The 25,114-nt window shown below is 71.4% G+C and carries 23 protein-coding genes and 1 riboswitch; of the genes, 9 read left to right on the top strand and 14 right to left on the bottom strand.

What is annotated here, in order from left to right; all coding sequences use genetic code 11:
* The first annotated feature begins 3 nt into the window (after positions 1-3).
* Both CHC05_RS23525 and CHC05_RS23520 read left to right on the top strand, forming a co-directional pair.
* Entirely contained in the window at positions 4-942 is a 939-nt protein-coding gene (locus CHC05_RS23525) for a serine hydrolase (protein ID WP_089252418.1), read from the top strand.
* Positions 943-1,088: 146 nt separating this feature from the next.
* Complete coding sequence (locus CHC05_RS23520; RefSeq protein ID WP_089252416.1) at positions 1,089-1,973, top strand: serine hydrolase; 885 nt, start codon at positions 1,089-1,091, stop codon at positions 1,971-1,973.
* Positions 1,974-1,976: 3 nt separating this feature from the next.
* Here the strand turns inward: CHC05_RS23520 and CHC05_RS23515 are convergent, their stop codons facing one another.
* The 3 genes from CHC05_RS23515 to CHC05_RS23505 are packed head-to-tail and all read right to left on the bottom strand — an operon-like array spanning position 1,977 to position 4,713.
* The gene (locus CHC05_RS23515; protein ID WP_089252414.1) at positions 1,977-2,825 is read right to left on the bottom strand and encodes a menaquinone biosynthetic enzyme MqnA/MqnD family protein; all 849 of its coding nucleotides are present in this window, start codon (positions 2,823-2,825) and stop codon (positions 1,977-1,979) included.
* A gap of 36 nt (positions 2,826-2,861) precedes the next feature.
* Positions 2,862-4,082 (bottom strand): MFS transporter, encoded by a 1,221-nt coding sequence (locus CHC05_RS23510; protein ID WP_089252412.1) that lies wholly within the window; start codon positions 4,080-4,082, stop codon positions 2,862-2,864.
* Positions 4,083-4,131: 49 nt separating this feature from the next.
* The gene (locus CHC05_RS23505) at positions 4,132-4,713 is read right to left on the bottom strand and encodes an ArsR/SmtB family transcription factor (protein ID WP_089252410.1); all 582 of its coding nucleotides are present in this window, start codon (positions 4,711-4,713) and stop codon (positions 4,132-4,134) included.
* Positions 4,714-4,892: 179 nt separating this feature from the next.
* Between CHC05_RS23505 and CHC05_RS23500 the strand changes: the two genes are divergently transcribed.
* Entirely contained in the window at positions 4,893-6,950 is a 2,058-nt protein-coding gene (locus CHC05_RS23500; RefSeq protein ID WP_089252408.1) for a HelD family protein, read from the top strand.
* Positions 6,951-6,953: 3 nt separating this feature from the next.
* On the opposite strand, the gene CHC05_RS23495 is transcribed toward CHC05_RS23500, so the two are convergent.
* The 6 genes from CHC05_RS23495 to CHC05_RS23470 all read right to left on the bottom strand — a co-directional run bounded on the left by CHC05_RS23495 (position 6,954) and on the right by CHC05_RS23470 (position 13,577).
* Positions 6,954-7,994 carry a WD40/YVTN/BNR-like repeat-containing protein gene (locus tag CHC05_RS23495; RefSeq protein ID WP_245871179.1) on the bottom strand — a complete coding sequence of 347 codons (1,041 nt, stop codon included), beginning with the start codon at positions 7,992-7,994 and terminating at the stop codon, positions 6,954-6,956.
* 26 nt (positions 7,995-8,020) lie between these two features.
* Entirely contained in the window at positions 8,021-8,584 is a 564-nt protein-coding gene (locus CHC05_RS23490; RefSeq protein ID WP_144022733.1) for a hypothetical protein, read from the bottom strand.
* A 44-nt stretch (positions 8,585-8,628) separates the two neighbouring features.
* Positions 8,629-9,426, bottom strand: coding sequence for an ABC transporter ATP-binding protein (locus CHC05_RS23485; RefSeq protein WP_089252404.1), 798 nt, complete (start codon positions 9,424-9,426; stop codon positions 8,629-8,631).
* The gene (locus CHC05_RS23480) at positions 9,423-10,529 is read right to left on the bottom strand and encodes a FecCD family ABC transporter permease (RefSeq protein ID WP_089252402.1); all 1,107 of its coding nucleotides are present in this window, start codon (positions 10,527-10,529) and stop codon (positions 9,423-9,425) included. Before CHC05_RS23480 ends, CHC05_RS23485 begins: the two co-directional genes overlap by 4 nt.
* The gene (locus CHC05_RS23475) at positions 10,463-11,407 is read right to left on the bottom strand and encodes an ABC transporter substrate-binding protein (protein WP_425426841.1); all 945 of its coding nucleotides are present in this window, start codon (positions 11,405-11,407) and stop codon (positions 10,463-10,465) included. Before CHC05_RS23475 ends, CHC05_RS23480 begins: the two co-directional genes overlap by 67 nt.
* Before the next feature lie 76 nt (positions 11,408-11,483).
* Positions 11,484-11,634, bottom strand: a riboswitch (cobalamin riboswitch).
* A gap of 65 nt (positions 11,635-11,699) precedes the next feature.
* Positions 11,700-13,577 carry a M14 family metallopeptidase gene (locus tag CHC05_RS23470; RefSeq protein ID WP_089252398.1) on the bottom strand — a complete coding sequence of 626 codons (1,878 nt, stop codon included), beginning with the start codon at positions 13,575-13,577 and terminating at the stop codon, positions 11,700-11,702.
* Positions 13,578-13,753: 176 nt separating this feature from the next.
* On the opposite strand from CHC05_RS23470, the gene CHC05_RS23465 reads away from it, so the two are divergent.
* Positions 13,754-15,103: a C39 family peptidase gene (locus CHC05_RS23465; RefSeq protein ID WP_089252396.1), complete on the top strand. Its 1,350-nt coding sequence runs from the start codon at positions 13,754-13,756 to the stop codon at positions 15,101-15,103.
* On the opposite strand, the gene CHC05_RS23460 is transcribed toward CHC05_RS23465, so the two are convergent.
* Entirely contained in the window at positions 15,104-15,370 is a 267-nt protein-coding gene (locus CHC05_RS23460; protein ID WP_089252394.1) for a DUF4229 domain-containing protein, read from the bottom strand.
* The gene (mqnE, locus tag CHC05_RS23455; protein WP_089252392.1) at positions 15,367-16,536 is read right to left on the bottom strand and encodes an aminofutalosine synthase MqnE; all 1,170 of its coding nucleotides are present in this window, start codon (positions 16,534-16,536) and stop codon (positions 15,367-15,369) included. The genes CHC05_RS23460 and mqnE overlap by 4 nt, the downstream gene beginning before the upstream one ends.
* 218 nt (positions 16,537-16,754) lie before the next feature.
* On the opposite strand from mqnE, the gene CHC05_RS23450 reads away from it, so the two are divergent.
* From CHC05_RS23450 to CHC05_RS23435, 4 genes are all read left to right on the top strand, one after another.
* Complete coding sequence (locus CHC05_RS23450) at positions 16,755-18,281, top strand: NlpC/P60 family protein (RefSeq protein ID WP_089252390.1); 1,527 nt, start codon at positions 16,755-16,757, stop codon at positions 18,279-18,281.
* A 103-nt stretch (positions 18,282-18,384) separates the two neighbouring features.
* Positions 18,385-20,127: a hypothetical protein gene (locus CHC05_RS41620; protein ID WP_089252388.1), complete on the top strand. Its 1,743-nt coding sequence runs from the start codon at positions 18,385-18,387 to the stop codon at positions 20,125-20,127.
* Positions 20,128-20,368: 241 nt separating this feature from the next.
* Positions 20,369-21,691 (top strand): DEAD/DEAH box helicase, encoded by a 1,323-nt coding sequence (locus CHC05_RS23440; RefSeq protein ID WP_425426829.1) that lies wholly within the window; start codon positions 20,369-20,371, stop codon positions 21,689-21,691.
* Positions 21,692-21,719: 28 nt separating this feature from the next.
* Positions 21,720-22,340 (top strand): putative glycolipid-binding domain-containing protein, encoded by a 621-nt coding sequence (locus CHC05_RS23435; RefSeq protein ID WP_179266336.1) that lies wholly within the window; start codon positions 21,720-21,722, stop codon positions 22,338-22,340.
* On the opposite strand, the gene cds1 is transcribed toward CHC05_RS23435, so the two are convergent.
* Both cds1 and CHC05_RS23425 read right to left on the bottom strand, forming a co-directional pair.
* On the bottom strand, positions 22,337-23,428 hold the full coding sequence (gene cds1, locus CHC05_RS23430) for an L-cysteine desulfhydrase Cds1 (protein WP_089252386.1): 1,092 nt from the start codon (positions 23,426-23,428) through the stop codon (positions 22,337-22,339). The genes CHC05_RS23435 and cds1 overlap by 4 nt on opposite strands.
* A 9-nt stretch (positions 23,429-23,437) precedes the next feature.
* Positions 23,438-23,896, bottom strand: a complete 459-nt coding sequence (locus CHC05_RS23425; RefSeq protein ID WP_089252384.1) for an Lrp/AsnC family transcriptional regulator — start codon at positions 23,894-23,896, stop codon at positions 23,438-23,440.
* Between the two features lie 247 nt (positions 23,897-24,143).
* Here CHC05_RS23425 and CHC05_RS23420 point away from each other — a divergent pair, with 247 nt between their 5' ends.
* On the top strand, positions 24,144-24,413 hold the full coding sequence (locus CHC05_RS23420; RefSeq protein ID WP_089252382.1) for a BldC family transcriptional regulator: 270 nt from the start codon (positions 24,144-24,146) through the stop codon (positions 24,411-24,413).
* Between the two features lie 3 nt (positions 24,414-24,416).
* On the opposite strand, the gene CHC05_RS23415 is transcribed toward CHC05_RS23420, so the two are convergent.
* A complete protein-coding gene (locus tag CHC05_RS23415; RefSeq protein WP_089252380.1) occupies positions 24,417-25,076 on the bottom strand; it encodes a UbiX family flavin prenyltransferase in 660 nt (219 codons plus the stop codon).
* Between the last annotated feature and the right edge of the window lie 38 nt (positions 25,077-25,114).

The raw sequence follows: 25,114 nt of genomic DNA, 5'->3' as shown, positions 1-25,114 counted from the left end.
CCGTTGGCGACCACTCCTAAGCGGCGCCGAGGCCGGCGCGCCACGACCGTTGTCGCAATAGCCGTCGTCCTCGCCGCTCTCGCGGTGGCGGGGATACGGCTCTGGCCCGGCTCCCCGATGGCCACCCGCGCCGCGGCCCGCTGGGAGACCCCGCCCGGACTGACCGGCGCCACCGGTGACCCCGACGCCTCGCCGACCACCCCACCGGCCAAGCCCTCCCCCAAGCCCACGCTCAAGCCCCTGCCGGTCGCGGCCACGGACGTCAAGATCGACCACACCGGCTGGTACTCGTGGGCGCTGCTGGACACCCGTACCGGCAAGATGTCCGGTCCGGCCGACCGGACCGACCTGAGCACCACCGCCTCGCTGATCAAGTCGTGGATCGGCGCCGACTTCCTGCGCCGCTCCGCCGAGCAGGGCACCGAACCGAGCGCGTCGCGGATGGCCCAGGTCTCGACGATGATCAGGGACAGCGACAACAACGCCGCGCAGTCGCTCTACGAGGCCAACGGCGGGTCGCCCTCGATCAAGCGGCTCATCTCCATGTGCAAGCTCAAGGACAGCAAGGTCGCGGCCGACGGCGGCTGGAGCCGCACGCTGCTCTCCCCGGCCGACGTCACCCGCCTCGGCGCCTGCATCGCGAACGGCACGGCCGCCGGTCCGAAATGGACCAAGTACCTGCTCGACGAGATGCGCGCGGTACGCGGCACGGGCAACTTCGGCATCCGCAAGGCCTTCCCGGCGGCCGACCAGAAGAAGATCGCCATCAAGAACGGCTGGGTCGACCGGCAGCGCGAGCAGGAGTACCACGTCAGCTGCATGGCGATCGGCGACGGCTGGGTCGTCGGTGTGATGACCAAGTACGACATCAGCAAGGGCTACACGTACGGCGCCAACATCTGTGAGCAGGTCGGCGAGCAGCTTCGCGCGGCCGCCGGCTAGATCTTTCAAGTTCCGGGTGCGGCCCGCGCCGGCTCGCTAACCTGACCAAGGAATCTTGGACAGAACGAAGGTCTGCCACCCTTCGTCCGGCGCATCCGGGGCTGACGTTGAGCACTAGCCATAGGCGGCGCCGGGACAACCGCGCCATGACCGTCATCGCCGTCATCGGCGTACTCGCCGTGCTCGGTTTCGCGGGAGCGCGGTTCTGGCCCGGGTCGCCGTTCGCCGCTCGGTCGGCGGCGCGCTCCCGGGTCATGCCCCAGCCCGTCGCCACCGGACAGCTGCCCGAGTCGGCGCCCAGAACCGCCGCGTCGAAGCTCGCGCCGCTGCCGGTGAAAGCGACCGAGATCAGGATCTCGCATAGCGGCTGGTACTCGTGGGCGCTGCTGGACACCCGTACCGGCGAGCTGTTCGGCCCGTCCGACCGCACCGCCCTGAGCACCACCGCGTCGCTGATCAAGTCGTGGATCGGCGCGGACTTCCTGCGGCGTGCGGCCGAGCAGGGAGTGCGGCCCAGCACGGAAGAGACCGAGCTGGTCGAGACGATGATCCGCGACAGCGACAACGAGGCGGCGGAGGAGTTGCACGCCGCGAACGGCCGGGACGAGTCGATCCGGCGCCTGATCTCGATGTGCGGGTTGCACGACAGCCTGGTCGCCCCGGACGGCGGCTGGAGCGGCACCATGCTGTCTCCCGCCGACATCACCCGGCTCGGTGCGTGCATCGCGGACGGGCGGGCGGCCGGGCCGACCTGGACCGACTACCTGCTCGACCAGCTGCGGGCGGTCCGCGACGAGGGCGACTTCGGCATCCGCAAGGCGTTCCCGGAGGACCAGCAGAAGACGATCGCCACGAAGAACGGTTGGGTCGACCGGGAGGAGGAGCAGGAGTACCACGTCAGCTGCATGGCCATCGGCGCCGGCTGGGTGGTCGGCGTGATGGCCCGCTACGAGATCGAGAAAGGCCCCGCGTACGGCGCCGAGATCTGCCGCCTGGTCGGCTCGGAGCTCCGCCGGGCGGCCGGGGGCTGACCCTCAGTCCGTGTAGAAGGCCGGGCCCGTGTCGGGGAGCTCCGGCGCCTCGCCGGCGATCGCCGCGCGGCGGGCGAACTCCTTCAGGCCGGCGATCTGGCGCTCGCCGAGGGAGAAGTCGAGCACCCGGAAGTACTCGGCCAGCGTCGCCGCGTCGAACGGCTCCCAGCGGGCCGCGGCGGCCGCGACCTCGTCGAGCTCTGCCAGGCACAGCTCGCGCGACCGCAGGAACGCCTCGTGCACCTCTTTGACCTGGCCCGGGTTGCGTTCGGCGAAGTCCTTCCGGGCGGCCCAGACGGCGAACACCATCGGCAGGCCGGTCCACTCCCGCCAGGCCTGGCCCAGGTCGGTGACGGTCAGCCCGCGACCCGGCGCCTCGTAGAGCGCCCGCAGCGCGGCGTCGCCGATCAGCACCGCGGCGTCGGCCTCCAGCAGCATCTGGGTGAGCTCGGGCGGGCAGCGGAAGTATTCGGGTGTCACGCTGTGCCGCTGGGTCAGCAGCATCTGCGCGAGCAGCACACCGGTTCGCGAGGTCGACCCCAGCGCGACCCGGGCGCCGTCCAGCTCGTCGAGCGGCTTGGTCGAGACCATGTTGACGGACAGCACCGGGCCGTCGCTGCCGACCGCGATGTCGGGCAGCAGGACCAGCTCGTCGGCGTGGCGGAGGTATTCGACAAGCGATATCGGGCCGATGTCGAGGTCGCCGGCGACCAGCGCGGTGTTGAGCTTGTCCGGGGTGTCCTTGTGGAGGTCGACGTCGAGCAGGGCACCCGAGCGCATCAGGCCCCAGTAGATCGGAAGACAGTTCAGGAACTGGATGTGCCCGACCCGGGGCCTGCGAATCTCCATCATGGTGACCTCACCGTATCCCGAGCAGTGGGACGCCGCTCAGGCGACCGCCACGGATGTGACGCGCTCCTGCCGGATGGCCCGCGCGACCGGCACCGCGACGGCGACCACCGCGAGGACTCCCGCCAGGCCGAACCCGAGCACCAGCGCCCGCGGCGAGAAGGGGCCGAGGAGGGCGCCGGCCAGCACGTACCCGAACATCGCTCCGCCGTTGGCCGCGGCGTTGAGGCCGGCGAACGCCCGGCCGCGCGCCCGCTCCGGCACCCGGCGCGAGACCAGGACGGTGCTGAACACGCCGAGACCGCCGTTGAGCAGGCCACCGGCCAGCCAGAGCAGCACGACCACCCAGACACCGGGCGCGGCCGCGCTGAGCACGACCGGCACGCAGGTGGAGCCCAGCAGGACGAGCAACGCGCGGACCAGACTCGCGTCGTCGTCGTACCGGCGGACCGCCTTCGCGAACACCCAGGCGCCGGCCGCCATGCCGGCGGTCCAGGACGCGGTGACCAGCCCGAACGCCGAGGCGGAGGCGCCCAGGGTGTCGCGGATGAAGAAGACCTCGACGACGTTGACACCGCCGACGCCGGCGACCACGGCGCCGAAGGCCAGGAAGGTGGCCAGCAACAGGCCGTCGCCGCGCAGGGTCCAGGCCGTCTTGGCCGCTGCCGCCGCCGCTTCGGGAGTGGCGCCGCGACGGGTCTTCAGCAGCAGCCCCGCGCCGGCGATGGCCAGGTACGTGACGGCACCGATCAGCAGGGGTGGCCGGGTGCCGAACGCGCCGACCAGGAAGCCGGCCGCCGCCGGCCCGGTCAGCATGCCGATCATCGACGCGGTCTGCCCGATCGCGCTCGCCTTGGGCAGGTCGTCGCGCGTGACCATCGAGGGCACCAGCGCGGCGAACACCGGGTTGGTGATCGCGAGCCCGGAGGCCAGCACGGCGACCAGGGCGATCACGGCGACGGGCGCGGTGACGAAGGCCAGCGCGGCGCAGACCAGCGCCTGGGCGACGCCGATGCCGACCAGCAAGGTGCGGCTGTCGCCCCGGTCGGCCAGCCGGCCCGCCAGCGGAGCCAGCGCGACCAGCGGCAGCGTCGCGGCCAGCCAGAGCCCGGAGACGGCGAGACCGCCGGAGCCGCGCTCCTGCAGGGCAAGCGCGAGCGTGGTGGCGACGAGCGTCTCGCCGGCCATGGACAGAGCACGCGAGCCGGCAGTGACGTAGACGTCACTCCAGCGCGACGAACCAGCAGATGCGAAGGACATGTTTCGAAAATAATCCTTCACATCTGCTAGGGCAACCCCCTCGATGAACTCAGTCGTCGGGGAAGGCGGCGAAATGCACGCGAACCGTGCGAGCTCCGTCCGGCGGCGCCTCCGGGCGGTGCCGTTTCTTGAGCGGGTCGATCAACTCGTGCACCTGCTCGAGGAAGGTCTTGAGCTCGTCGGCGGTCACGAAGATCGTCGAGGTCGTGAGTCCGGCGGCGTCGCGCCACTCCTGCGGCTCGTCGCGGGCACGGGACAGGAACGCCCGCAGGCGCGCCTGGTCCCGCTCGAGGTAGACGGCCATCAACGCGTCCTCGGCCGCCCGCGTCTCCGGGTCGCCGCGGCCCTGCTCGAGGTCGATCTGAAAGGAGTGCGCGGGGCTCTGCCAGACCCGCTCGCGCCCGTCCCCCCGACTCGGCGCCTCCTCGATCATGTTGACCTTGGCCAGCTCACGCAGGTGATAGCTGGTAGCGCTGGGCGACAACCCGACAATCTCCGCGAACTCGGTGGCGGTCGTCGGCTCCCCGGTCGAGTTGAGGTGCTCGAGAATCGCCAACCGAGCCGGATGCGCCAACGCCCGCATCATCTTCGGATCCGTGATCTGACGCCGCTCCTGCCCGACCTCCGCCATAAAGACATCGTCCCACCGCCGCCGTAAATGCCTGGCCGCCGGTCCGGGGCGGGCGTAACGTGGAGCGCCGCCGCGCTGGAAGCGTGGTTACCGGGCACTGCCGGCACCGCTGCGCGCGGAGTTCCGGGCGGCCCAGGTCTTCCCGAGTCCCACTGACCACCGCCGGAAGGTTTCCTCGGATGACCCTGCCCGCTGATCACCTTGTCAACACCGATGCCACCGAGCCCGCTTCCGATCTCGAGACCGACCTCGGCGCCGAGCGGGACCATCTGACCGCGTCCCGGGCCGCCCTGCGCCGGATGCGCGACCGTGCCGAAGCCCTGTTCAGCACCGGCGGCAACGTCGCCGGTGACGCCTACACCGCCGAGACGCTCGGGCGTACGCTCGCCCGCCGCGTCGCGGAGCTCGCCGACGACCCGGACACCCCGCTGTTCTTCGGGCGGCTCGACTTCGGCAGCGGCCCGGCCGCCGAGGACCACGCGGGGCACCGCTACCACGTCGGGCGCCGGCACGTCACCGACGACGACGGTGAGCCGATGGTGCTCGACTGGCGTGCGCCGGTGTCCCGGGCGTTCTACCGGGCCAGCGCCCGCGAGCCGCAGGGCATCGCGGTGCGGCGCCGGTTCGGGTTCGCCGCCGGGCTGCTGACCAGCTTCGAGGACGAGCACCTGGACCGGGGTGAGGAGCTCGGCACCACCAGCCGGATCCTGACCGCCGAGATCGAGCGGCCCCGTGTCGGGCCGATGCGCGACATCGTCGCCACCATCCAGCCCGAGCAGGATGAGCTGGTCCGGGCCGACCTGGACGTCTCGATCTGCGTGCAGGGCGCACCCGGCACGGGAAAGACCGCGGTCGGGCTGCACCGCGCCGCGTACCTGCTCTACCTGCACCGCGAGCGGCTGCGCCGGTCGGGCGTGCTGGTGGTCGGGCCGAACCGGGCGTTCCTGTCCTACATCTCGGCGGTGCTGCCCGCGCTCGGCGAGGTCGAGGTCGAGCAGGCGACGGTGGACGACCTGATCGCAGCCGTCCGGGTGCGCGCCGAGGACTCCCCCGCCGCCGCGACGGTCAAGCACGACGCCCGGATGGCCACCGTCCTGGCGACCGCCCTCGACGCCCGCATCGGCGGCGACGTCGAGCCGATGACGGTGTCCGACGGCTCGTACCGCTGGCGGATCGGTGCCGAGGTCCTCCGCCGCCTGGTCGCCGACGTGCGGGCCGAGAACCTGCCCTACGGCACCGCCCGCGAACGGATCCGCGCCCGGGTGGTCAGCCTGCTGCAACGCCAGTCCGAGGCGCGCCGCGGCGACTCGCCCAACGACGCCTGGCTACGCCGGATGGGCAAGGCCAAGGAGGTCACCGAGTTCCTCGACCGGGTCTGGCCAGCGATCACGCCGGAAGGCCTGGTCGCGGAGATCCTCACCGACCCGCCGGCCGGGGTGCTGACCGACGACGAACGCGAGCTGATCCGCTGGCCGGCCGCGCCGCGCTCGCTCAAGACGGCCAAGTGGACCACTGCCGACCTGGTGCTGGTCGACGAGGCCGCCGGCCTGATCGAGCGCCGCCCGAGCTTCGGCCACGTGGTGGTCGACGAGGCGCAGGACCTGTCGGCGATGCAGGCCCGCGCGATCGCCCGGCGCAGCGAGCACGGCTCGATCACCCTGCTCGGCGACCTCGCCCAGGGCACCGCGCCGTGGGCCGCCGCCGACTGGCGCGACACCCTGCGCCACCTCGGCAAGCCGGACGCGGAAGTGGTCCCGCTGACCATCGGCTTCCGGGTTCCGGCCGCGGTGGTCGCGTTCGCCAACCGCCTGCTGCCCGCGCTGGCGGTCGACGTGCCCGCCGCCCGCTCGCTGCGGAACGACGGCGGGCTGACCATCGAGCAGGTGGCCGACCTCGACGCCGCGACCGTCGCGGAGGTCCGGGACGCCCTCCGCCACGACGGCTCGGTCGGCGTGATCGCGGCCGACACCGCCGTCGCCGGCGTGCGAGCCGCCCTGACCGCAGCCGGCATCGAGAACGCGACCGCCGACGAGGTCGAGTCGCCGGCGCGGGTCACCGTCGTCCCGGCGTCGGTCGTCAAGGGCCTCGAGTACGACCACGTGGTGGTCGTCGAACCGTCCGCCATCGTCGAAGCCGAGCCCCGGGGCCTACACCGCCTCTACGTGGTGCTCACCCGAGCGGTCAGCCGCCTGGCCGTCCTGCACACGGCACCGCTGCCGGAGGTGCTGGCGGGCTAGAGGTCACCAGCGCAATCTGGCGATCCGGCCCTGTTCGCCCGAGGCGTAGCAGACCGACAACCCCGCGCACTCGACCGCGTCGAAGCTGCCTCCGTCGAACAGGGACCACTTTCGGCCGCCGTCGTACGAGATGTCGCTGCCCGTCGGGCCGACCGCCAGCACTGGGCCGAGGCGGGTCATCCAGGCGGCGCCGGAGCGGTACTCGCCCGGCTCTTCCTTCGCCACCGTCCAGGTGCGGCCGCCGTCGCGAGTGACCGCCGCTCCGTCAGGCGCGGCCAACGGGGTCGCGTAGTCGCCGCCCACGGCCACCCCGTTGTCGCGGTCGCGGAACGCCAGCGAGTAGATGCCCGCCGACGGGCCGCTCGGCACCGGGGTGTCGGAGACCCGCCACGAACGGCCCAGGTCGTCGCTGCGGAACACCCGCGCGGTCGCGCCGCCGCCCGTGGCAAAGTAGGCCCGCCCGCCCGACGAGACCAGGCACGTGCCGCTGGCCGCGAACGCGAACTCGCCCGGCAGCGCCGCCGGCATTCCGGTCGACGGCAGCACCGACCACGAGCGACCGGCGTCGCTGGTGGACAGGATGCGGAACTTGCCGTCGACCGGGTCGGACAGGGCGAGCCCGTGCCGCTCGTCCAGGAACGTCAGGCAGTCGTAGAACGCCGCCGGGTCTGTGTTGCGGTAGGCCTCCGTCCACGTGCGCCCGCCGTCGGCCGTGCGGTAGACGCGGGAGTCCTCGCCCGGGCCGATGGACAGCGCGACCGCTCGCCGCGCGTCGAAGGCCTCGATGTCACGAAGCTCCAGGTCGGCTGCCGCCGCGGGGCCGACCGACGACCAGGTGCGGCCGCCGTTGACCGTGCGCAGCACGGTGCCGCCGCTGCCGCTGGCCCAGACCGTGGCCGCGCTGACCACGGAGAGACCGCGCAGCCGCGCGGTGCTGTCGGTCGGCGAGAGGTCCCAGGACGGTGACGGGGTATGGGTGAACCCCGCCGAGACGGCCAGCACGCCCAGTGAGACGGCGGCCATCGACGCTTTCCGCATCCACATGCCGACCGAACTTACTCCGGATCAGCTCATGTGGATATCTTCTTCCACACCCGCTGAGCCAGATCGCCGAGCCGCTCGAGTGCCCGGCCGCGCGAGCCGAGCGCACAGAGGCTGCCGAGCAGCAGGTCCTTGTCGCGGTCCGGCGGCGGCAGGTCGCCGAGGATGCGCTTGGCGCTGTCGGCGCCGAAGCCACGCGTCCAGCCGTTGTTGTCGAAGAAGTGGATGCGTTCGATGGCCTCCTTCAGGGTCTCGCTGCGGCTGTCCACGGTGATCTCGCCGGTGGTCAGGTCCAGGGCACGCGTCGCCATGGCCCAACCGATCAGCGGGTACGCGACCGACTCCACGGCGGCGAACGCGCCGTAGCGGACGGCCTGGAGCGAGTGGTGCACGTCGTCGTAGTCGGGGAGGTAGGCGAGCACGGCATGGCCTCGTCCAGGACTGCCACCCTTGCCGGGGTCGCGCAGGACGGGCTGCAGGGCGTGGGCGCGGGCCTGTTCGAGCACCCACGCGGCCGCCAGTTCGGCGGCGTCGCTACGAGGGGTGTGGTCGTCGCTGGGCACCCATGCGGTGCGGTGCGTAAGAACGCTCACAAACCCTGACGGTAATCACGAAAGCCGTCGACTATCGCGAATACCTAAGAACCGCTCGGCCAGTCTGCGCTGACCGAACGGACGGGTACCACGAGTGGCCCGTCGACGCCGTCCACGACCCGGACCTTGGCCCGGTAGAAGCGCGACAGGATCTCCTCGGTCAGCACCTCGCGCGGGGTGCCGGCCGCGACCACCCGACCCTCCGCCAGCAGCACCAACCGGTCCGCGTAGCCGCCGGCGATCGAAAGGTCGTGCATGGTCGCCAGCACGGTCAAGCCCTGGTCGCGGCGCAGGGTGTCGACGAGCTCCAGCACCTCCTGCTGGTGGCCGATGTCGAGCGCGCTGGTCGGCTCGTCGAGCAGCAGCAGCGACGGCTCCTGCGCCAGCGCCCGGGCCAGGAACGCCCGCTGCCGCTCGCCGCCGGACAGGGTGTCGAGCTCCCGGTCGCCGAACCCGGTCAGGTCCAGCCGCTCCAGCAGCGCGCGCACCGCTTCCAGATCAGCAAAAGACTCGCGGCCGAGCAGCGAGACGAACGGCGTGCGGCCGAGCAGCACATAGTCGAAGACCGACATGCCCGGCGGTACGACCGGCGACTGCGCGACGGTGGCCACGGTGCGGGCGCGGGCCCGGCGGCGCAGGCGCTCGACCGGCGTACCCAGCAGGGAGACCGCGCCCGAAGAGGGCAGCAGGCCGCCGATCGCCCGCAGCAACGTCGACTTGCCCGCGCCGTTCGGGCCGATCACCGCGACCCACTCACCCGCCGAGACCGTCAGGTCGACCCCGCGCAGGATCGGCGCCTTCCCCAGCGTGACGTGCAGGTCGCGAACCACGATGGCACTCATGTGATCACCCGCTTCGCGGAGCGCAGGACGAGCACGAAGAACGGCCCGCCCACGAACGCCGTGACCACCCCGATGGGTATCTCGGCCGGTGCGGCGAAGGTCCGCCCGGCCAGGTCGGCCAGCGCCAGGAACGCGGCTCCGAACAGCATCGACAGCGGCAGGATCGCGCGGTAGCTGCCGCCGGCGAGCATCCGCACGATGTGCGGCACGACGATGCCGACGAAGCCGATCAGCCCGGAGACCGAGACGGCCGCGGCGGTGCCGAGCGAGGCCGCCGCGATCAGGATGAACCGGGACCGCTGTGGGTGCAGGCCCAGGCCGCTGGCCTCGTCGTCACCGACCGACAGCACGTCCAGCTCGCGGCGCAGGGCGAGCACGACGACGGTCGTGACCACCGCGTACGGCAGCAGCAACCGCACCTCGTGCCAGCCGTTGGTGGCGAGGCGCCCGAGCAACCACGAGTAGATGGCCCGGATGTCGTCGGCGTTGCGCTGCATCAGGTATGTCTGGCCGGCGGCAAGGAACGCCGACACGGCCACACCGGCCAGGATCAGCGATGCCGGGCTGCGGTCGCGGCCCCCGACGCCGAGCAAATAGGTCAGCGCGACCGCGATCAGGGCGCCCGCGAACGCCGCCAGCGGCACGCTCGGTGGGAGCGCGCCGAGGTCGGCTCCCCGCAACGCGACCACCGCGGTCACAGCGAGCCCGGCGCCGGCGGCGGCACCCAGCAGGTACGGGTCGGCCAGCGGGTTGCGGAACGCGCCCTGGTAGCAGCCGCCGGCCAACGCCAGCATCGCGCCGGCGAGCAGGGCCAGCACCACCCGGGGCAGCCGGAGCTGCAACAGGATCGCGGCGTCGCGCTCCGAGAGACCACTGTGGAGGTTGACGCCCGGGATCAGGTCCAGCAGCTCGACCGCGACCCCGCCCGGTGGCAGCGAGACCGGGCCGAAGGCCAGCCCGGCGATGGCCGCGACCAGCACGGCGAGCACACCGCCGAGCAGCCACGGCCACCGTACGCCGGGGATTTTCAAGGTTTTCAGGCCGGGACCTTGGCCACCGCGTCCGCGACCTGGCGGAGCAGGTCCACGGTGCGCGGACCCCATCGCGAGCCGATGTCGTCGTTGAGCAACACGATCTGCCCGGTCTTCACGGCCGTGATGCCGGCCCAACCGGGGCGCGCCTTGACCGTCTCGGCGGTCTGCTGGCAGCACACCGTGTCGGACAGGAAGATCAGGTCGGGGTCCGCCTTCACCAACGACTCCGCGGCGAGCTGCGGGTAGCCGTCGCTCTTGCGGTCGGCGTCGGCCGGGTCCGCGATGTTCTCCAGCCCGAGCTGGGCGAGCAGCGCGCCGACGAAGGTCTTGGAGGTCAGCGAGTAGAGCTCCGGGCCGAGCTCGTAGTAGTAGGTGAGCTTGGTCGCGCGCTTCGGGACGTCGGCGACCAGCTTGTCGACCTCTTCCTTCATCCGCTTGGCCAGGTCCTCCGCGGCCGGCCGGTTGCCGGTCAGCGCGCCCAGGTCGGTGATCTGCCGGTAGCTGTCGTCCATCGTCTTGCCAGACGCCGCCAGGTAAACGGGGATCTTCAGCTGGGTGAGCTGGGCGACCACGTTGTTCGTGTCGTTCGAGACCACGACGAGGTCGGGCGACTTGCCGGCGATCGCCTCGGCGTTGGGCTGGTAGCCGGACAGCTCGCTCTTCGGCGCCTCGGCCGGGAAGTTGGACTGGTCGTCGACCGCCAGCACCTGCGGGCCGGCACCGATCGCGTACAGCATCTCGGTCGCGGTCGGCGACAGAGAGACGATCTTGGTGGGCTTCGCCTCGACGGTCACGTCGCCGACGGTGGCCGGGAAGTCGGCGGTGGCGCTGACGTCGGTGTTCGGCGGGATACCGCCGTTCTCCGTGCCGCCGCCGGAGCCGCAGCCGGCGAGCGCGAGGGCCGCGCCGAGGGCGACGGCGACGAATCGGGCCGGATATCGCATCAGAGCCTCCTGTCGGTCGAGGTCTGGTGCTTCGCCGACAGGGATTGGGCCCGGCCCGCGAGGCGCCCTTCCTCGAGAGCGCTGGTTCGCGACCTTGGCAGGCGACCTGGCTTGTCCCCCGGAAAACCGGGGGCATCACAGTTGCGGGACAGCGCCGGGTTCACACCGGCTTCGCTGCGTGGGGTCCGGAGCACGGTAACGCACAGGTCACCATGGTCGGCAGGGCTGTTACGCGGCCGTTAGTCGCGTCACCGGCGCCCCGCGGTCGAACGCGGGACGCCGGTGACGTCGATGCTCAGCTCTGGGTGATCCGGACGTCGTCGACGCCGGCCTCCACGAGCGAGGCGGTCGAGGCGTCGGCCGCCTCGATCAGGATCCGGACCGACTGCCCGGCGTACGCGGACAGGTTGGCGTTCGCGACCCCCCACGCACCGTTGCGGTTGGTGGCCGCACCGGCCTGGGTGAAGACGGCCGTCGTGCCACCGTTGTGCACCACGCTGACCCGGAAGAAGTCCGCCGACGACGAGTTCGAGCCGTGAGCGAGGTACCACGACAGGCTCAGCGTCAGCGTGCCACCGGCGGGCAGGGTGATCGCCGGCGAGCGGACGCTGGTCAGACCGCCGTCGATGTCGAAGTCGCCCGCCGAGGTGCCGGCCGCCGCGCCGGTGACCAGGTCGTTGGTGCCACTGACGGTGGTGCCGAGCTGCTTGGCGCCGCTCGAGGTGGTGGCCTCCGGGTCACCGCGAACCCACTGACCGACGGTAGCGGTGTCGGTGCCGGACGGGTTGACGGTCCAACCGGTGGCCGTCTCGAAGGTGTCGGAGTAGACGGTCGTGCCGCCACCGCCGCCGCAGTACTGCGCCTGCTTGCCGATGACGCGGTACGGACAGTCCGCCGCCTCCAGCAGCAACAGCACGGCTTCCCGGTTGCGGCTGGTCTGCGCCGGGATCACCTCGTCGGGCGGGTAGAAGCCGCCGCCGCTGGCCGAGCCCGGGTACATCTCGAAGGTGTAGGCCCAGATGTTGTGGGCCGCCCACATCCAGTCGATGCTCGTGCCGTCGGCGATGTAGAGGTCGGACGACTGCTCCGGCGTGTAGCCGTTGGTCGCCGCCATCTGCTGGCCGAGTGTGGCGAACGTGTTGTACTGGTCCGCCGTCATCCCGCTCGGCGTGTTGGCGGTCGTGTAGCCGAAGGGCCAGAGCACCAGCTGCGAGTACGTGTGGAAGTCGATGTTCGCCTTGATCTGCTGCTGGCCGCCGACGACCCGGCTGTTGACGAAGTCGCGCAGGCGCTGGGTCTCCGGAGCGCTGAACGCCGACGGGCCGCGGTAGGTCTCCGAGCTGGTGGTGCCGGACGATCCGCCGCAGCAACCCCACTGGTAGCTCCAGTTGCGGTTGAGGTCGGTGCCCACATTGGACGAGCCTGAGTTGGGCTGCCGGTTCTTGCGCCAGCTCCGGTAGGAGCCCGTGGCGATGTCGTACTCGCTGCCGTCCGGGTTGACGGTCGGCACGATCCAGATCTCCCGGCTGTTGACGAGGTTCGTGATCCGGGAGTCCGAGCCGTAGCTGTCGGTGAACAGGTTGAGCAGGTAGATGGCCATCTCGACGGTCAGGTGCTCACGCGCGTGCTGCTGCGCGTTGAACAGGATCTCCGGCTCGGCCTCGTCGATGTTGACGTTGTCGGAGATCTTCACGACCATCAGGTCGCGGCCCTCGTACGAGGTGCCGATCGACTGCTTGCGGGCGATCGACGGGTGGTCCGCGACGACCTGGTTGACCACGGCGGTGAGCTCGGCGTAGTCGTGGTAGTTGGAGTCCGCCGGCGGGAACGCCAGCGTGGTCGGCCCACCGCTGGTCGCGGGAGCAATGACCCGCTCCAGCTTGAAGCCGAGCCGCCCGATGGCCGCGGCCTCGGCGGCGGTGGCGGTGACGTTGAGGACGCCGTGCTCGACATAGTCGATCGCGGCACCGGTGCGCGCGACGGCGTTGCGGTCGGCCTGGTTCTTCGGGCCGAGAACGCGGTACTCGGCCGAGGGCGCGGGCGCGGCGGTGGCGCTCGGCCAGGCCGGAGCCGGTTTCGCCGAGACCGGGTTGGCCGAGGCGACTAGCAGGCCGACGATCGCGGTGCTGACCAGAGCGGTCAGCGCGCGGCGCCGGCCCAGACGGATGGCCATGCATGACCTCCATGGGGGTAGGTGGAGGAACGTTGGTCGAACCTCACCACCCGTTTCATGGTCATATCAATATGGGTCTTTGTGCGGGACCATGCCAGGTCGATCATCCTGCCGGCAACGAACTTCAACGAAGCGTGGTCTGGTGAAACTTCCTTTCAGCAGACATAGTGACAGCCATGAACGCATCAGCGCGGGCGGCCGTCGCGGTTTTCGGCGCGGTTGCCTTGATTGCCGGGTTCGCGGCACCGGCCGGCGCCGCCACCTCGACACCCGTCCATGACGAGCAGATCACGTACCAGGGCTGGTCGACCTATCGCGACTGGCGTACCGGCACGCACCAGGGCACCCTGGCTTTGCCGGGCATTCCCGGCGTTCCCGGCCTGCAGGGTGGCGTAACCATCCTGCGTCCACAGGGGACGACCGAATACACCGATCCGCACACCGGCGTGACCCGCAGCTGGAACTACGCCACCTGGACCTCGCCGAAGCGTGACGTCGGGTTCGACGCGAGCGAGCTGATCGCCTCGTGGAACGCCGAGACGCCGCGCGGCACCTGGATCCAGGTGGAGATGCAAGGCACCTACAACACCGGAAACCAGACCCCGTGGTACGTAATGGGGCGGTGGGCCTCCGGCGACCAGGACATCCGGCGGACGTCGGTGAACCGGCAGGGTGACCCGTACTCGACGATCTGGACCGACACGTTCTCGATCGACGACGTCGCCAACGGCGTGATGCTGCGCGCGTACCAACTCCGGCTGACGCTCTACAAGGCGCCGGGCCAGCTCGCCGCGCCGCGGGTCTGGGCCCTCGGCGCGATGTCGTCCTACGTGCCCGACCGGTTCACCGTGCCGCCGAGCGCCGGGCACATCGCCTGGGGCAAGGAGCTGGACGTCCCGACCTACTCGCAGAACATCCACGAGGGGCACTATCCCGAGTACGACGGCGGCGGCGAGGCCTGGTGCTCACCGACCTCGACCGAGATGGTCGTGGAGTACTGGGGTCGCAAGCCGTCGGCCGCCGACACCGCGTGGGTCGACCCGACCTACCCGGACCCGTCGGTCAACCACGCGGCCCGGATGACCTACGACTACACGTACGACGGTGCGGGGAACTGGCCGTTCAACACGGCGTACGCGGCGTCGTTCCCCGGTCTGGAAGGCAAGGTCACCCGGCTGCACTCACTTGACGAGGCGGAACGCTTCATCGCCGCCGGCATCCCGATCGTCACCTCGCAGTCGTTCCTGGCCAGCGAGCTGGACGGGGCGAACTACGGCACCTCCGGGCACCTGTTCGTGATCGTCGGCTTCACCGCGGACGGCGACGTAATCATCAACGACCCGGCCAGCTCGTCGAACGACGTGGTCCGCAACGTCTACAAGCGCAGCCAGTTCGAGCAGATCTGGCTGCGCACGAAGCGGATCAACGCGAACGGCGGCACCTCGGGCGGCACCGGCGGCATCGCGTACCTGATCAAGCCGTGGTGGAAGCCCTGGCCGAAGGTAGCCGGCTCGACCAACTGGTAGTTACGGAGCGGTGGCCGGCGGCTCGTCGTCGCCGGCCAACGCCGACCGCAGCTTGGCCTTGTCGGCGCGGCGCTTGTCGACCGTGTCGGCGAGCTGCTGCGCCATCTGGTCACGCCAGGTGCGCAGGAAGAACCACGAGATCGTCGCCGAGAACGCCAGCGCCAGGATGAGCTTGAGGAACAGGCCCATCGGGATCGGGATCAGCACGGCGAAGATGACCACGAACAGCCCGAGCCGGGCCAGCGTGTACTTGACGGTGGGACTCACGACATCACGTCCTGCGGTTCGGCGCGGCGTTCGGCCAGCGACGGGGGCGCGTCGTACTCGCGCACGACGTTGTAGCGGGTGTCCCGCTCGACCGGCCGGAAGCCGGCGTCCCCGATCATGTTGAGCAGGTCTTCGCGGTGCATCGTGTTCGGCGTGCCGTACGAGTCGGCATCGTGTGTGATCTTGTATTCGACCACCGAGCCGTCCAGGTCGTCGACGCCGAAGTTGAGCGAGAGCTGGGCGACCGACAGGCCGTGCATGACCCAGAAGCACTTCACGTGCGGCACGTTGTCGAACATCAGCCGGGACACCGCGAACGTCTTGAGCGACTCGGCCGGCGAAGCCATCGTGGTGCGCGCCTGGAGCTTGTTGCGCACCTTGCCGTCCTGCGAGTCGACGAAGTCGTGCTGGTAGCGCAGCGGGATGAAGACCGCGAAACCGCCGGTCTCGTCCTGCAGCTCACGCAACCGCATGACGTGGTCGACGCGGTGCCGCGGCTCCTCGATGTGCCCGTACAGCATCGTGGCCGGGGTCTTCATGCCCTTGCTGTGCGCCAGCTTGTGGATCCGCGACCAGTCTTCCCAGTGGCACGCGTGGTCGACGATGTGCTGGCGGACCTCCCAGTCGAAGATCTCCGCACCGCCGCCGGTCAGCGACTCGAGGCCCGCGTCCATCAGCTCGTCGAGGATCGCGTCGGCGGACAGCCCGCTGATCTTCTCGAACCACTGCACCTCGGTCGCGGTGAAGCACTTGAGGTTGACGTTCGGCAGCGCCGCCTTCAGCTCGCGCAGCACCTTGGGGTAGTAGCGCCACGGCAGCGTCGGGTGCAGGCCGTTGACGATGTGCAGCTCCGTGAGCTGCTCGCTCTCCATCTCCTTGGCCTTGCGGACGGCCTCGTCGATGCGCATCGTGTACGCGTCCTTCTCGCCCGGCTTGCGCTGGAACGAGCAGTAGGCGCAGCTGGCCGAACAGACGTTGGTCAGGTTGAGGTGCCGGTTGATGTTGAACATCACCCGGTCGCCGTTGAGCTCCGTGCGCTTGTGGTGTGCCAGCCGGCCGAGCCAGGCCAGGTCATCGCACTCGTAGAGGTCCTCGCCGTCTTTCCGGGAAAGTCGGATACCCGCGTAGACCTTTTCCTCGAGCTCGTGCTTACGTGCCTCGTCCATGCAGGCGAGCGTACGTGCCGCCGTCCGATGATCACTGATTGGCCACCACCGTTCACCGGTTCTCAGCGTCTCGTTACCGCCGCTGCCATCGACAGTGGCCACAGTTTTGCGGTAGTAACGAGTGTGACGGGATACACCAGAGGCCTCCTCGCGTCCGAACCAGGACGTAATGTGCCGCCCGGCGTTCGCTCGTCACAACGCGACATCCGGGGAGGATCATGACGCGCCGGCAGCCCAATCGCCGCGACGTCCCGCACATGCGGGTCATCAGACCAGTGGCGTGGGCCGCGTTGCTCACGGCGACCGCAGCCGCGGCCGCCGGTTTCGGCTCGCCCGCATCGGCCACCCCGCGCGCGGCGGATCCGCCATACCCCAACAACGTGCCCGATGCCGGTTCCCGGCCCCAGCCGCTCGGCACGATCCAGCTTCCCGGCCAGCCGCCGGCCACCACCGTTCCGCAGCTCCCGTCGCTGGTCGCCAGCGGCCCGCTGGCCGCCCGGATCAACGCCAGCGCGACCGAAGTCGCCATGCTCGGCGAGCGGGTGCTGGAGCTCCAGCAGCAGCGTGACCAGGCCGCCACCGACCTGGCGCTGGCCGACACCAACCTGCGCCAGAAGCGCGACCAGTTGGCCGCCGCCCAGCGCAACGCCGACAGCGCCGCGTCCGACGCGCTCAAGGCCGCCGCCGCGCTGCCCCTGGGCACCTACGACCGCGACATGCAGGATCTCGACACGTTGCGGCGGATGCTGACCGGTCAGTCGACCGGGACGCACCCCGAGGTCGCCGGCGACGAGGTGGAGCGGGCCCGGCTCGCCGAGCAGAACGCCACGGCCTACTACGCCGCGATGCAGGCGAAGCACCAGAAGCTGGTCACCGACGCGGGCGCGCTGGAGAAGAGCCGCAAGACCAAGGAAAACGCGCTGCGCGCGCTGCGGGCCGACAACATCGAGGCCGTCGAGGCCTACGAGCGTGAGCAGGAGCGCGCCGAGCAGCGGCTCGGCGCGCAATACGTCTCCGGCGAGAGCGTCGCCGGGATGAAGGCCAACGACAAGGCGATGGTCGCCGTCCGGTACGCGTTGGCGCAGCTCGGTGACCCGTACGTCTGGGCGGCCGAGGGTCCCGACTCGTTCGACTGCTCCGGCCTGATGTGGGCGTCCTACCGGGCGGCCGGCTTCCGCGACCTGCCGCGGGTGGCCCGCGACCAGTACTACTACAGCCGCGACCGCAGCGTCTCGCGGTCGGCGCTGCTGCCCGGCGACCTGATCTTCTTCGCCTCGGGGTCGAGCTGGCAGACCGTGCACCACGTCGGCATGTACATCGGCGGCGGCAAGATGGTGCACGCCCCGACCACTGGCGACGTGGTCAAGGTGTCGACGGTCTGGTGGTCGCGGTTCTACGGCGCCACCCGGATCTTCCCCGCGCAGCAGGCCACGCCGCCGCCGACCACCCCGCCGGCGACGACCCCGCCTCCGACGACCACGCCGCCGACCACCAAGCCGCCCGTGGTGACGAAGCCCCCGGAGACGACCCGGCCCCCGGTCGTCGAGCCGACGAAGCCGGTGGACCCGCCGCCGTCCACCGACCCCACGGACGATCCGACCGAAACGCCGGAGACGCCGGTGACGGACGAGACGACCAATCCGCCGGTCGACGACGACACGGAGGAGACCGCGCCACCGGTGACCCAGGAGGACCCGCCGGCGACCGACTCGGCCGCCACGCCGACCGGCACGTCAGGGAGCTGAGGCCGCTTCCCGGCGTACTGGGGTGTGCGGTTGTGCCACGATGTGACATTGGCACGCCGCGCCGGGCGAATCCGCGCGCCCGGCGGCGGGCAGGGAGGCAGCGATGGACGAGAAGCCGCAGCAGTCCAACGACGCACGGATCGACGAGTCAGAGCCGCCCAGCGGCCGGCCCGCCGATCTGCCGCCGCTGCCGGCGCCACCGCCGGTAGGCACGGTGCTGCCCGAGTCGTCCGGGGTGGAAGAGCTACCCGAGGCGTACGAGCCGCCGCCGGCGCCCTCCGGCGACGGTGCGCTCTGGCCCGACCCCGCGCCGGGCTGGACGCGGCCGACGCCAGTCTCGGAGATCTCGTACATCCCGACCGCGCCCGCCGCCGGCACGACGACCTCGGCCGTCGGGCGGGCGTCGGTGCGCACCAGCACCACGCCGGACGCGGAGCATGTCGCCGTGCCGCCGGTGCCCGGCACCTACCAGGCCGGCGAGAGCGCCGCGCCGGCCGAGGCGCCGGCGCCCGCCGAGGCGCCGCTGCCCAGCCGGGCCGCGCCGATCACACCCGTGGCGGCCAAGGGGCCTGTGCCGCCGCTCGACCGGCGGGTGCCCAAGGTGCCGGTCGCCGACGAGTCACCGTGGTCCGGCTTCGCGGTGCCGTTCAACAAGGCCGAGCAGGAGTCGCCCGGTTACGTCCGACCCGAGCCGGCCGCCGGCCCGACCGCCGCGCCGGCCGCCCCGGGTTATTCGCTGCCCGGGGTCGAGCCGGTCGCGGCCGAGGGTGAACCGGCCGCGTCGGCCATCCCGGCACAGCGGTCCGGCTGGGCGGCCAGTACCCCCGCATCGGTCGTGCCGGTAGAGGCGCCCGAACAGGGATCCACGGCCCGCGTCGCCAAGGCGCGGGTCATCGTGCCGGGCGCCCGCCGGCCCTCCGCCGCGGACCTGCCCTACGGGGTGCCGTCCGTCAGCAGCGGCAGCGCCCGGGTCTACCGGGCCGGCGAGGCGGACCTGGGAGGTGGTTCCGCGTCAAGCTCAGGTCCCGACGAACCCGACCCGGAGCCTGAGCCGGCCCGCCCTGCCCCTGACGAGCCCACACCCGACCAGCCCGAGCCGGACGAGCCGAAGCCGGAGCCAGAGCCCGGTCGCCCGGCGCCCCCGCGGCGGCCCGCCCCGCCTCCGGAGCCACAGCCGGAGCCGCCGCTGCACCCGCAGCCGCCCTTCCCCGGCCCGGAGCCGGCGCCGTCGCCGTTCCCGGCACCCGGCCCGCCGCCGAGCCCGCCGCCCGGTCCCGGCCCGACGCCACCCGGCCCGCCGCCGGTGCCACCGTCTCCGATCCCGCAGCCGCCGCCTTCACCGGTGCCGCCCGTGCCGGAACCGAGGCCGCCCGCGCCACCCGGGCCACCGGTGCCGCCGCCCGGGCCTCCGCCGGGCCCCACGCCCGCACCGCCGTTCCCGCCGCCACCCGCGGTCTCGGCGGTGCCGGCCACCGCGACGCCCGCCCCGGCGTTGCCGAGCTGGCCGGAGTCGACCAACCCGACCGCGCCCGGCACCTCGCCCGCGGCGGCCGACTACCAACGCTGGGCCCAAGGGCAGCGGCCCGGTGGCCGGCTCTACGGCCAGTCGGACGACCCGCCGGAGATGACGACGGCCTTCCCAACCGCCTATCCCGCCGCGACGATGGACAACTCCGGCTCGTTGACCGGCCACATCCTGGCCCAGGGGCGCTCCGAGCCGGCCCCGGCCAAGCGCAGCTACGCCAAGGTGGGCCTGTTCCTCGCCATCGGCCTCGGCGTGCTGATCGGCATCGGTGCGCTCGTCGTCCTGTTCGTCAGCAACTCGATCACGGGGTTCCTCGGGTAACCCGCGCGCGTGATGCCGCACACCCGTAGCCGCCTCGATGTGACGTCAGGCGGCCACGCACCGTACACTCGTCAAGTTCATCGACCGGCGCGCTTCCGCGCCCCATGGGCGATCTTGCGAAGCGGGCACACCCTGGCCCCTGGTTTTTGACTGACGCGCGAGATGGCCCGCCCACGAGAGGCCCCACTTGACCGCGTTTGCTGACCCCAGCACGTTTCCGTCCATCTTTGACCCGTCTGCCGTGACCGAGGGCACCGAAGAGGCCCGCGACAGCTTCGACTCGCTCGGCCTGCCGCAGAAGTTGGTCCGGGCCCTGGCCCGCGAAGGCATCGTCACCCCGTTCGAGATCCAGAAGGCCACCGTCCCGGACGCGCTGGCCGGCAAGGACGTGCTCGGCCGCGGCCAGACCGGCTCCGGCAAGACGCTCGCCTTCGGCCTGCCGGTGCTCGCCCGGGTCGCCCGCGGCGAGCGGGCCCGGCCCAAGCACCCGCGCGCCCTGGTCCTGGTGCCCACCCGCGAGCTGGCCATGCAGGTCAACGACGCGCTGCTGCCGCTGGGCAAGTCGCTCGGCGTCTTCCTGAAGACCGCCGTCGGCGGCGTGCCCTACGACCGGCAGATCGACGCGCTCCAGCGCGGCGTCGAGGTCATCGTCGCGACCCCGGGCCGCCTCGGCGACCTGATCAACCGCGGCATCTGCTCGCTCGACGACATCGAGGTCACCGTCCTCGACGAGGCCGACCAGATGGCCGACCTGGGCTTCCTGCCCGAGGTCACCGAGCTCCTCGCGAAGACGCCGGCCGGCAGCCAGCGGCTGCTGTTCTCGGCGACCCTGGACAACGACGTCGACTCGCTGGTCAAGCGGTTCATGACCGACCCGGTCACGCACTCCACGGAGCCGGCGTCCGCCAGCGTCACGACGATGGACCACCACCTGCTGCTGATCCCGCCACACGACAAGTTCCAGGTCGCCGCGTCGATCGCCGCCCGCGAGGGCCGCACGATGATGTTCGCCCGCACCCAGATGGGCGTCGACCGGCTGGTCGAGCAGCTCGCGGCGGTGGGCGTCCGGGCCGGCGGCCTGCACGGCGGCAAGACCCAGCGCGCGCGCACCCGTACCCTCGCCGAGTTCAAGGAAGGTCGGACCACCGTGCTGGTGGCCACCGACGTCGCCGCGCGCGGCATCCACGTCGACGGGGTCACGCTGGTCGTCCACATCGACCCGCCGCGGGACGCCAAGGACTACCTGCACCGGGCCGGGCGCACCGCCCGGGCCGGCGAGTCCGGCTCGGTGGCCACGCTGGTGCTGCCCAAGCAGCGCCGCAGCACGCTGGCGATGCTCGGCAAGGCGGGCGTCGAGCCGGCGGAGACTCGGGTCCGCGCCGGTGACGCCGCGCTGACCGAGCTGACCGGCGCGCGCGAGCCCAGCGGCGTCCCGGTGAAGCCGGACCTCGAGCAGCCGCGCCGTCCGCGCCCGAACGGCGACCGGCACGGCGGCGAGCACCGCCACGGCGGGCCCCGCGGCCCGCGGAGCGGTCCCCGCAGCGGCCCGCGCCGTACCCACTAGATCGGCAGACCTTCGGTAACGTGATCGCATGGCCACGTTGCCGAAGGTTCTGTTGTGGACCCGCACCGACGTGCCCGGCGCCGAGACCGTCGTCTTCGACGACCGGCGCGGGCTCGTCGCCCGGGGCACTCAGCAGGCGGTCGACCCCATCCCCTACCTGGCCCGCTACGAGCTGATCGTCGACGAGAACTGGCAGACGGCCCGGCTGGACGTCAGCGTCGAGGGCGCCGGCTGGACCCGCACGATCCGGTTGCAGCGGGCCACCGGCCGGTGGCGGGCCACCACCGGCGAGCAGGGTGATCTCGACGCGGCGCTGGTCGCCGCCGGGCAACGCCGCGTCGGCCTCCCCGGCATCGAGGACGCGTCGCGGCTGGAGCGGGCGCTCGACGTCGACCTGGGTGGCTCACCGCTGACCAACACGCTGGTGATCCGCCGCCTCGGGTTGCTCAACGCCGCGCCCGACCGGCCCTACACCGTGACGACGGCCTGGTTGCTGCTGCCCAGCCTGGAGATCATCGCCAGCGAGCACACGTACACCCCACTGGGCGGCAACAAGATCCGCTACGAGAGCGACACCTTCCGGGCCGACATGACCGTCGACGACGCCGGCTTCGTGGTCGACTACCCGGGGCTGGCCAAACGGGGCTAGCCGCGCCACTGCCCCGTGGCCAGGAAGCTTTCCAGCACTCGCAGGTGGGGCGCCAGATGCAGGCCCGCGGCGGCCACCCACTCGTCGGCGTAGTAGGTGTCGGCGTAGCGTTCGCCGCCGTCGCAGAGCAGGGTCACCACCGAGCCGCGTACGCCCGCCGCGCGCATCTCCGCGATCAGGGCGAAAGCGCCCCACAGGTTCGTACCCGTGGAGCCTCCGACGCGGCGGCCGAGCACCGCGGAGGCCGCCCGCATCGCGGCCAGTGACGCCGCGTCCGGCACCTCGAACATCCGGTCGACGACCTGCGGCTGGAACGAGGCCTCGACCACCGGGCGGCCGATGCCCTCGATCCGCGACCCACGACCGGTGCTGACCGACCAGTCGCCGGTGGCGTACGCGGGGTAGAAGGCCGAGTTCTCCGGGTCGACCACACAGATCTTGGTGGGATAGCGCTGATACCGGACGTACCGGCCGATCGTCGCGCTGGTGCCGCCGGTGCCCGCGCCGACCACCACCCAGGTCGGCAGCGGGTGCCGCTCACGGGACATCTGGTTGAAGATCGACTCGGCGATGTTGTTGTTGCCGCGCCAGTCGGTGGCCCGTTCGGCGTAGGTGAACTGGTCCATGAAGTGGCCGTGCAGGTCGGCGGCGAGCCGGCGGGCGGTGTCGACCACGGCGGACGGGTCGTCGACCAGATGGCACTTGCCGCCCTGGAACTCGATCAACGCGATCTTCTCGGCCGAGGTCGACGCCGGCATCACCGCGATGAACGGCAGGTCGAGCATCCGGGCGAAGTACGCCTCGGAGACCGCCGTCGACCCGGACGACGCCTCGACGACCGTGGTGCGCGGGCCGATCCAGCCGTTGCAGAGCCCGTAGAGGAACAGCGAACGGGCCAGCCGGTGCTTGAGCGAGCCGGTCGGGTGCACCGACTCGTCCTTCAGGTAGAGGTCGACCCCCCACTCCCGAGGCAGCGGGAATGGCAGCAGGTGGGTGTCCGCGGAGCGGTTCGCGTCGGCTTCGACCGCGGCGACCGCTTCGGTCACCCACGCCCGATCAGCGTCGTCACATCGGTCGAGCTGTTCCATGGATGCAGGCTATTCCGCCGGCGGCGACAACGGACGCGGGCGGTTCTCCCACTTGGCCGAGAGCGCGATCGCGGTACGCGTCGAAGCCACCCCGGGTGTCCGGTTCAGCCGCACGATGAGCCGCTCGAGCTCGGCGATCGTGCCGACCCGCACGGTCAGCAGGAACGACTCGACGCCGGCCATGAAGTAGCAGGTCTCGATCTCGGGCAGCTCCCGCAGGAGCTCCTGGAGGTCGTCGGCGTCGGTGGTCGACTCCTCGACGACGCTGATCAGCGCGGTCACGCCGAGGCCGATCGCCTCGGGGTCGACGTCGGCCCGGTAGCCACGGACCACACCGGACGATTCGAGCTTTCCGACCCGCTCGTGCACCGCCGGCGCGGACAGGCCGACCTGTCTGGCGAGCTCGGCGAAGGACAGCCGGGCGTTGGTACGCAACAACTCCACGAGTCGCAGGTCGATGGCATCCACGTCCTGTAGACCCTAACCGGGGCCGGGAGTGGACGATTCGCCGGTCCGCGTGAAACATGGGCAAAGGAGAGTACGGCTCGCAATTTTACGGGGGATCTGCCCACACAGTGCGTTTTCCCCGATTCCAGGACAGTGCACTCTCACGGTGCTCTAATGGCCGTACGTCCCTATGAAAGCCTCTCGCGCACTGCCGGGGCGCACATCTGAGACCAGTTCGAGAGGCTTTCGCTGACGCGAGGAGGGGACCGTGGACACTGGAGACCGTCTGCTGACGCCGGGCGAGGTGGCCGCACTCTTCCGGGTCGACCCAAAGACCGTGACGCGCTGGGCTGCGGCGGGCCGAATTGGGAGCATCCGGACACCAGGTGGACACCGGCGCTTCCGGGAGTCCGAGGTACGTGCCCTGCTCGAGGGCGAAGGCGTGCTCGACGACCTCGACGACGGCGCGAACCGTTCGCCGAACTCAGGGCCGGCCCAGAGCGGCAACCACGGCCCGACCAACGCAGGCCTGCACTAGCTCTCAATCGTCTGTGTGGGGCCCGCTGGGCGGGCCCCCGGACGTACCGCCGATCACTCCGGTCCAGCGCGGCGAGAGATCGTGTGAGACGCCGATCGCGTCGAGGATCTTGCCAGCCACGAAGTCGACCAACTGGGCCGCCGTCGCCGTGGCACCCGCACCGTAGAAGCCCGGGCTCGCCGGCAGGACGACCGCGCCGGCGGCGTCGAGTTCCAGCAGGTGCAGCAGGTGACTGCGGGTCACGGGGGTCTCCCGGGGCACCAGCACCGTCGGGCGCCGCTCCTTCAGATTGACCTCGGCCGCCCGCTGGAGCAGGTCCTTCGACAGGCCCAGGGCGATGCCGGCGCAGGCCGCCGTGCTCGCCGGCACGACCACCATCCCGCGCGCCGGGTACGAGCCGCTGCTCGGGCCGGCCGCGAGGTCGCCGGCCGGCCAGAACAGCAGGTCGGCGCCGGCCAGGTCGCGGCCCAGCCAGCGGGCCAGGTCGTCCTTCCAGTGCCCGTCACGCAACGGCGACCCGGTCTCGTCCAGGATCGTCAGCCGCGCGGCCCGGGACACCACGAGATCGACCGGCTCCCCGGCATCCAGCAACCCCCGCAGCACCGAAGCCGCATATGGCGTACCAGATGCTCCCGAGACCCCTACCACCCACGGCGTTCGCATACGGTCAAGCCTATGAGCCGGGCTTGGCCCCACCCGGC

This window comes from Asanoa hainanensis (assembly GCF_900188485.1).
In the GTDB taxonomy this organism is placed as follows: Bacteria; Actinomycetota; Actinomycetes; order Mycobacteriales; family Micromonosporaceae; genus Asanoa; species Asanoa hainanensis.
The sequence above is the reverse complement of the archived record's forward strand: the minus strand, read 5'-3'. Positions and strand labels throughout refer to the sequence as shown.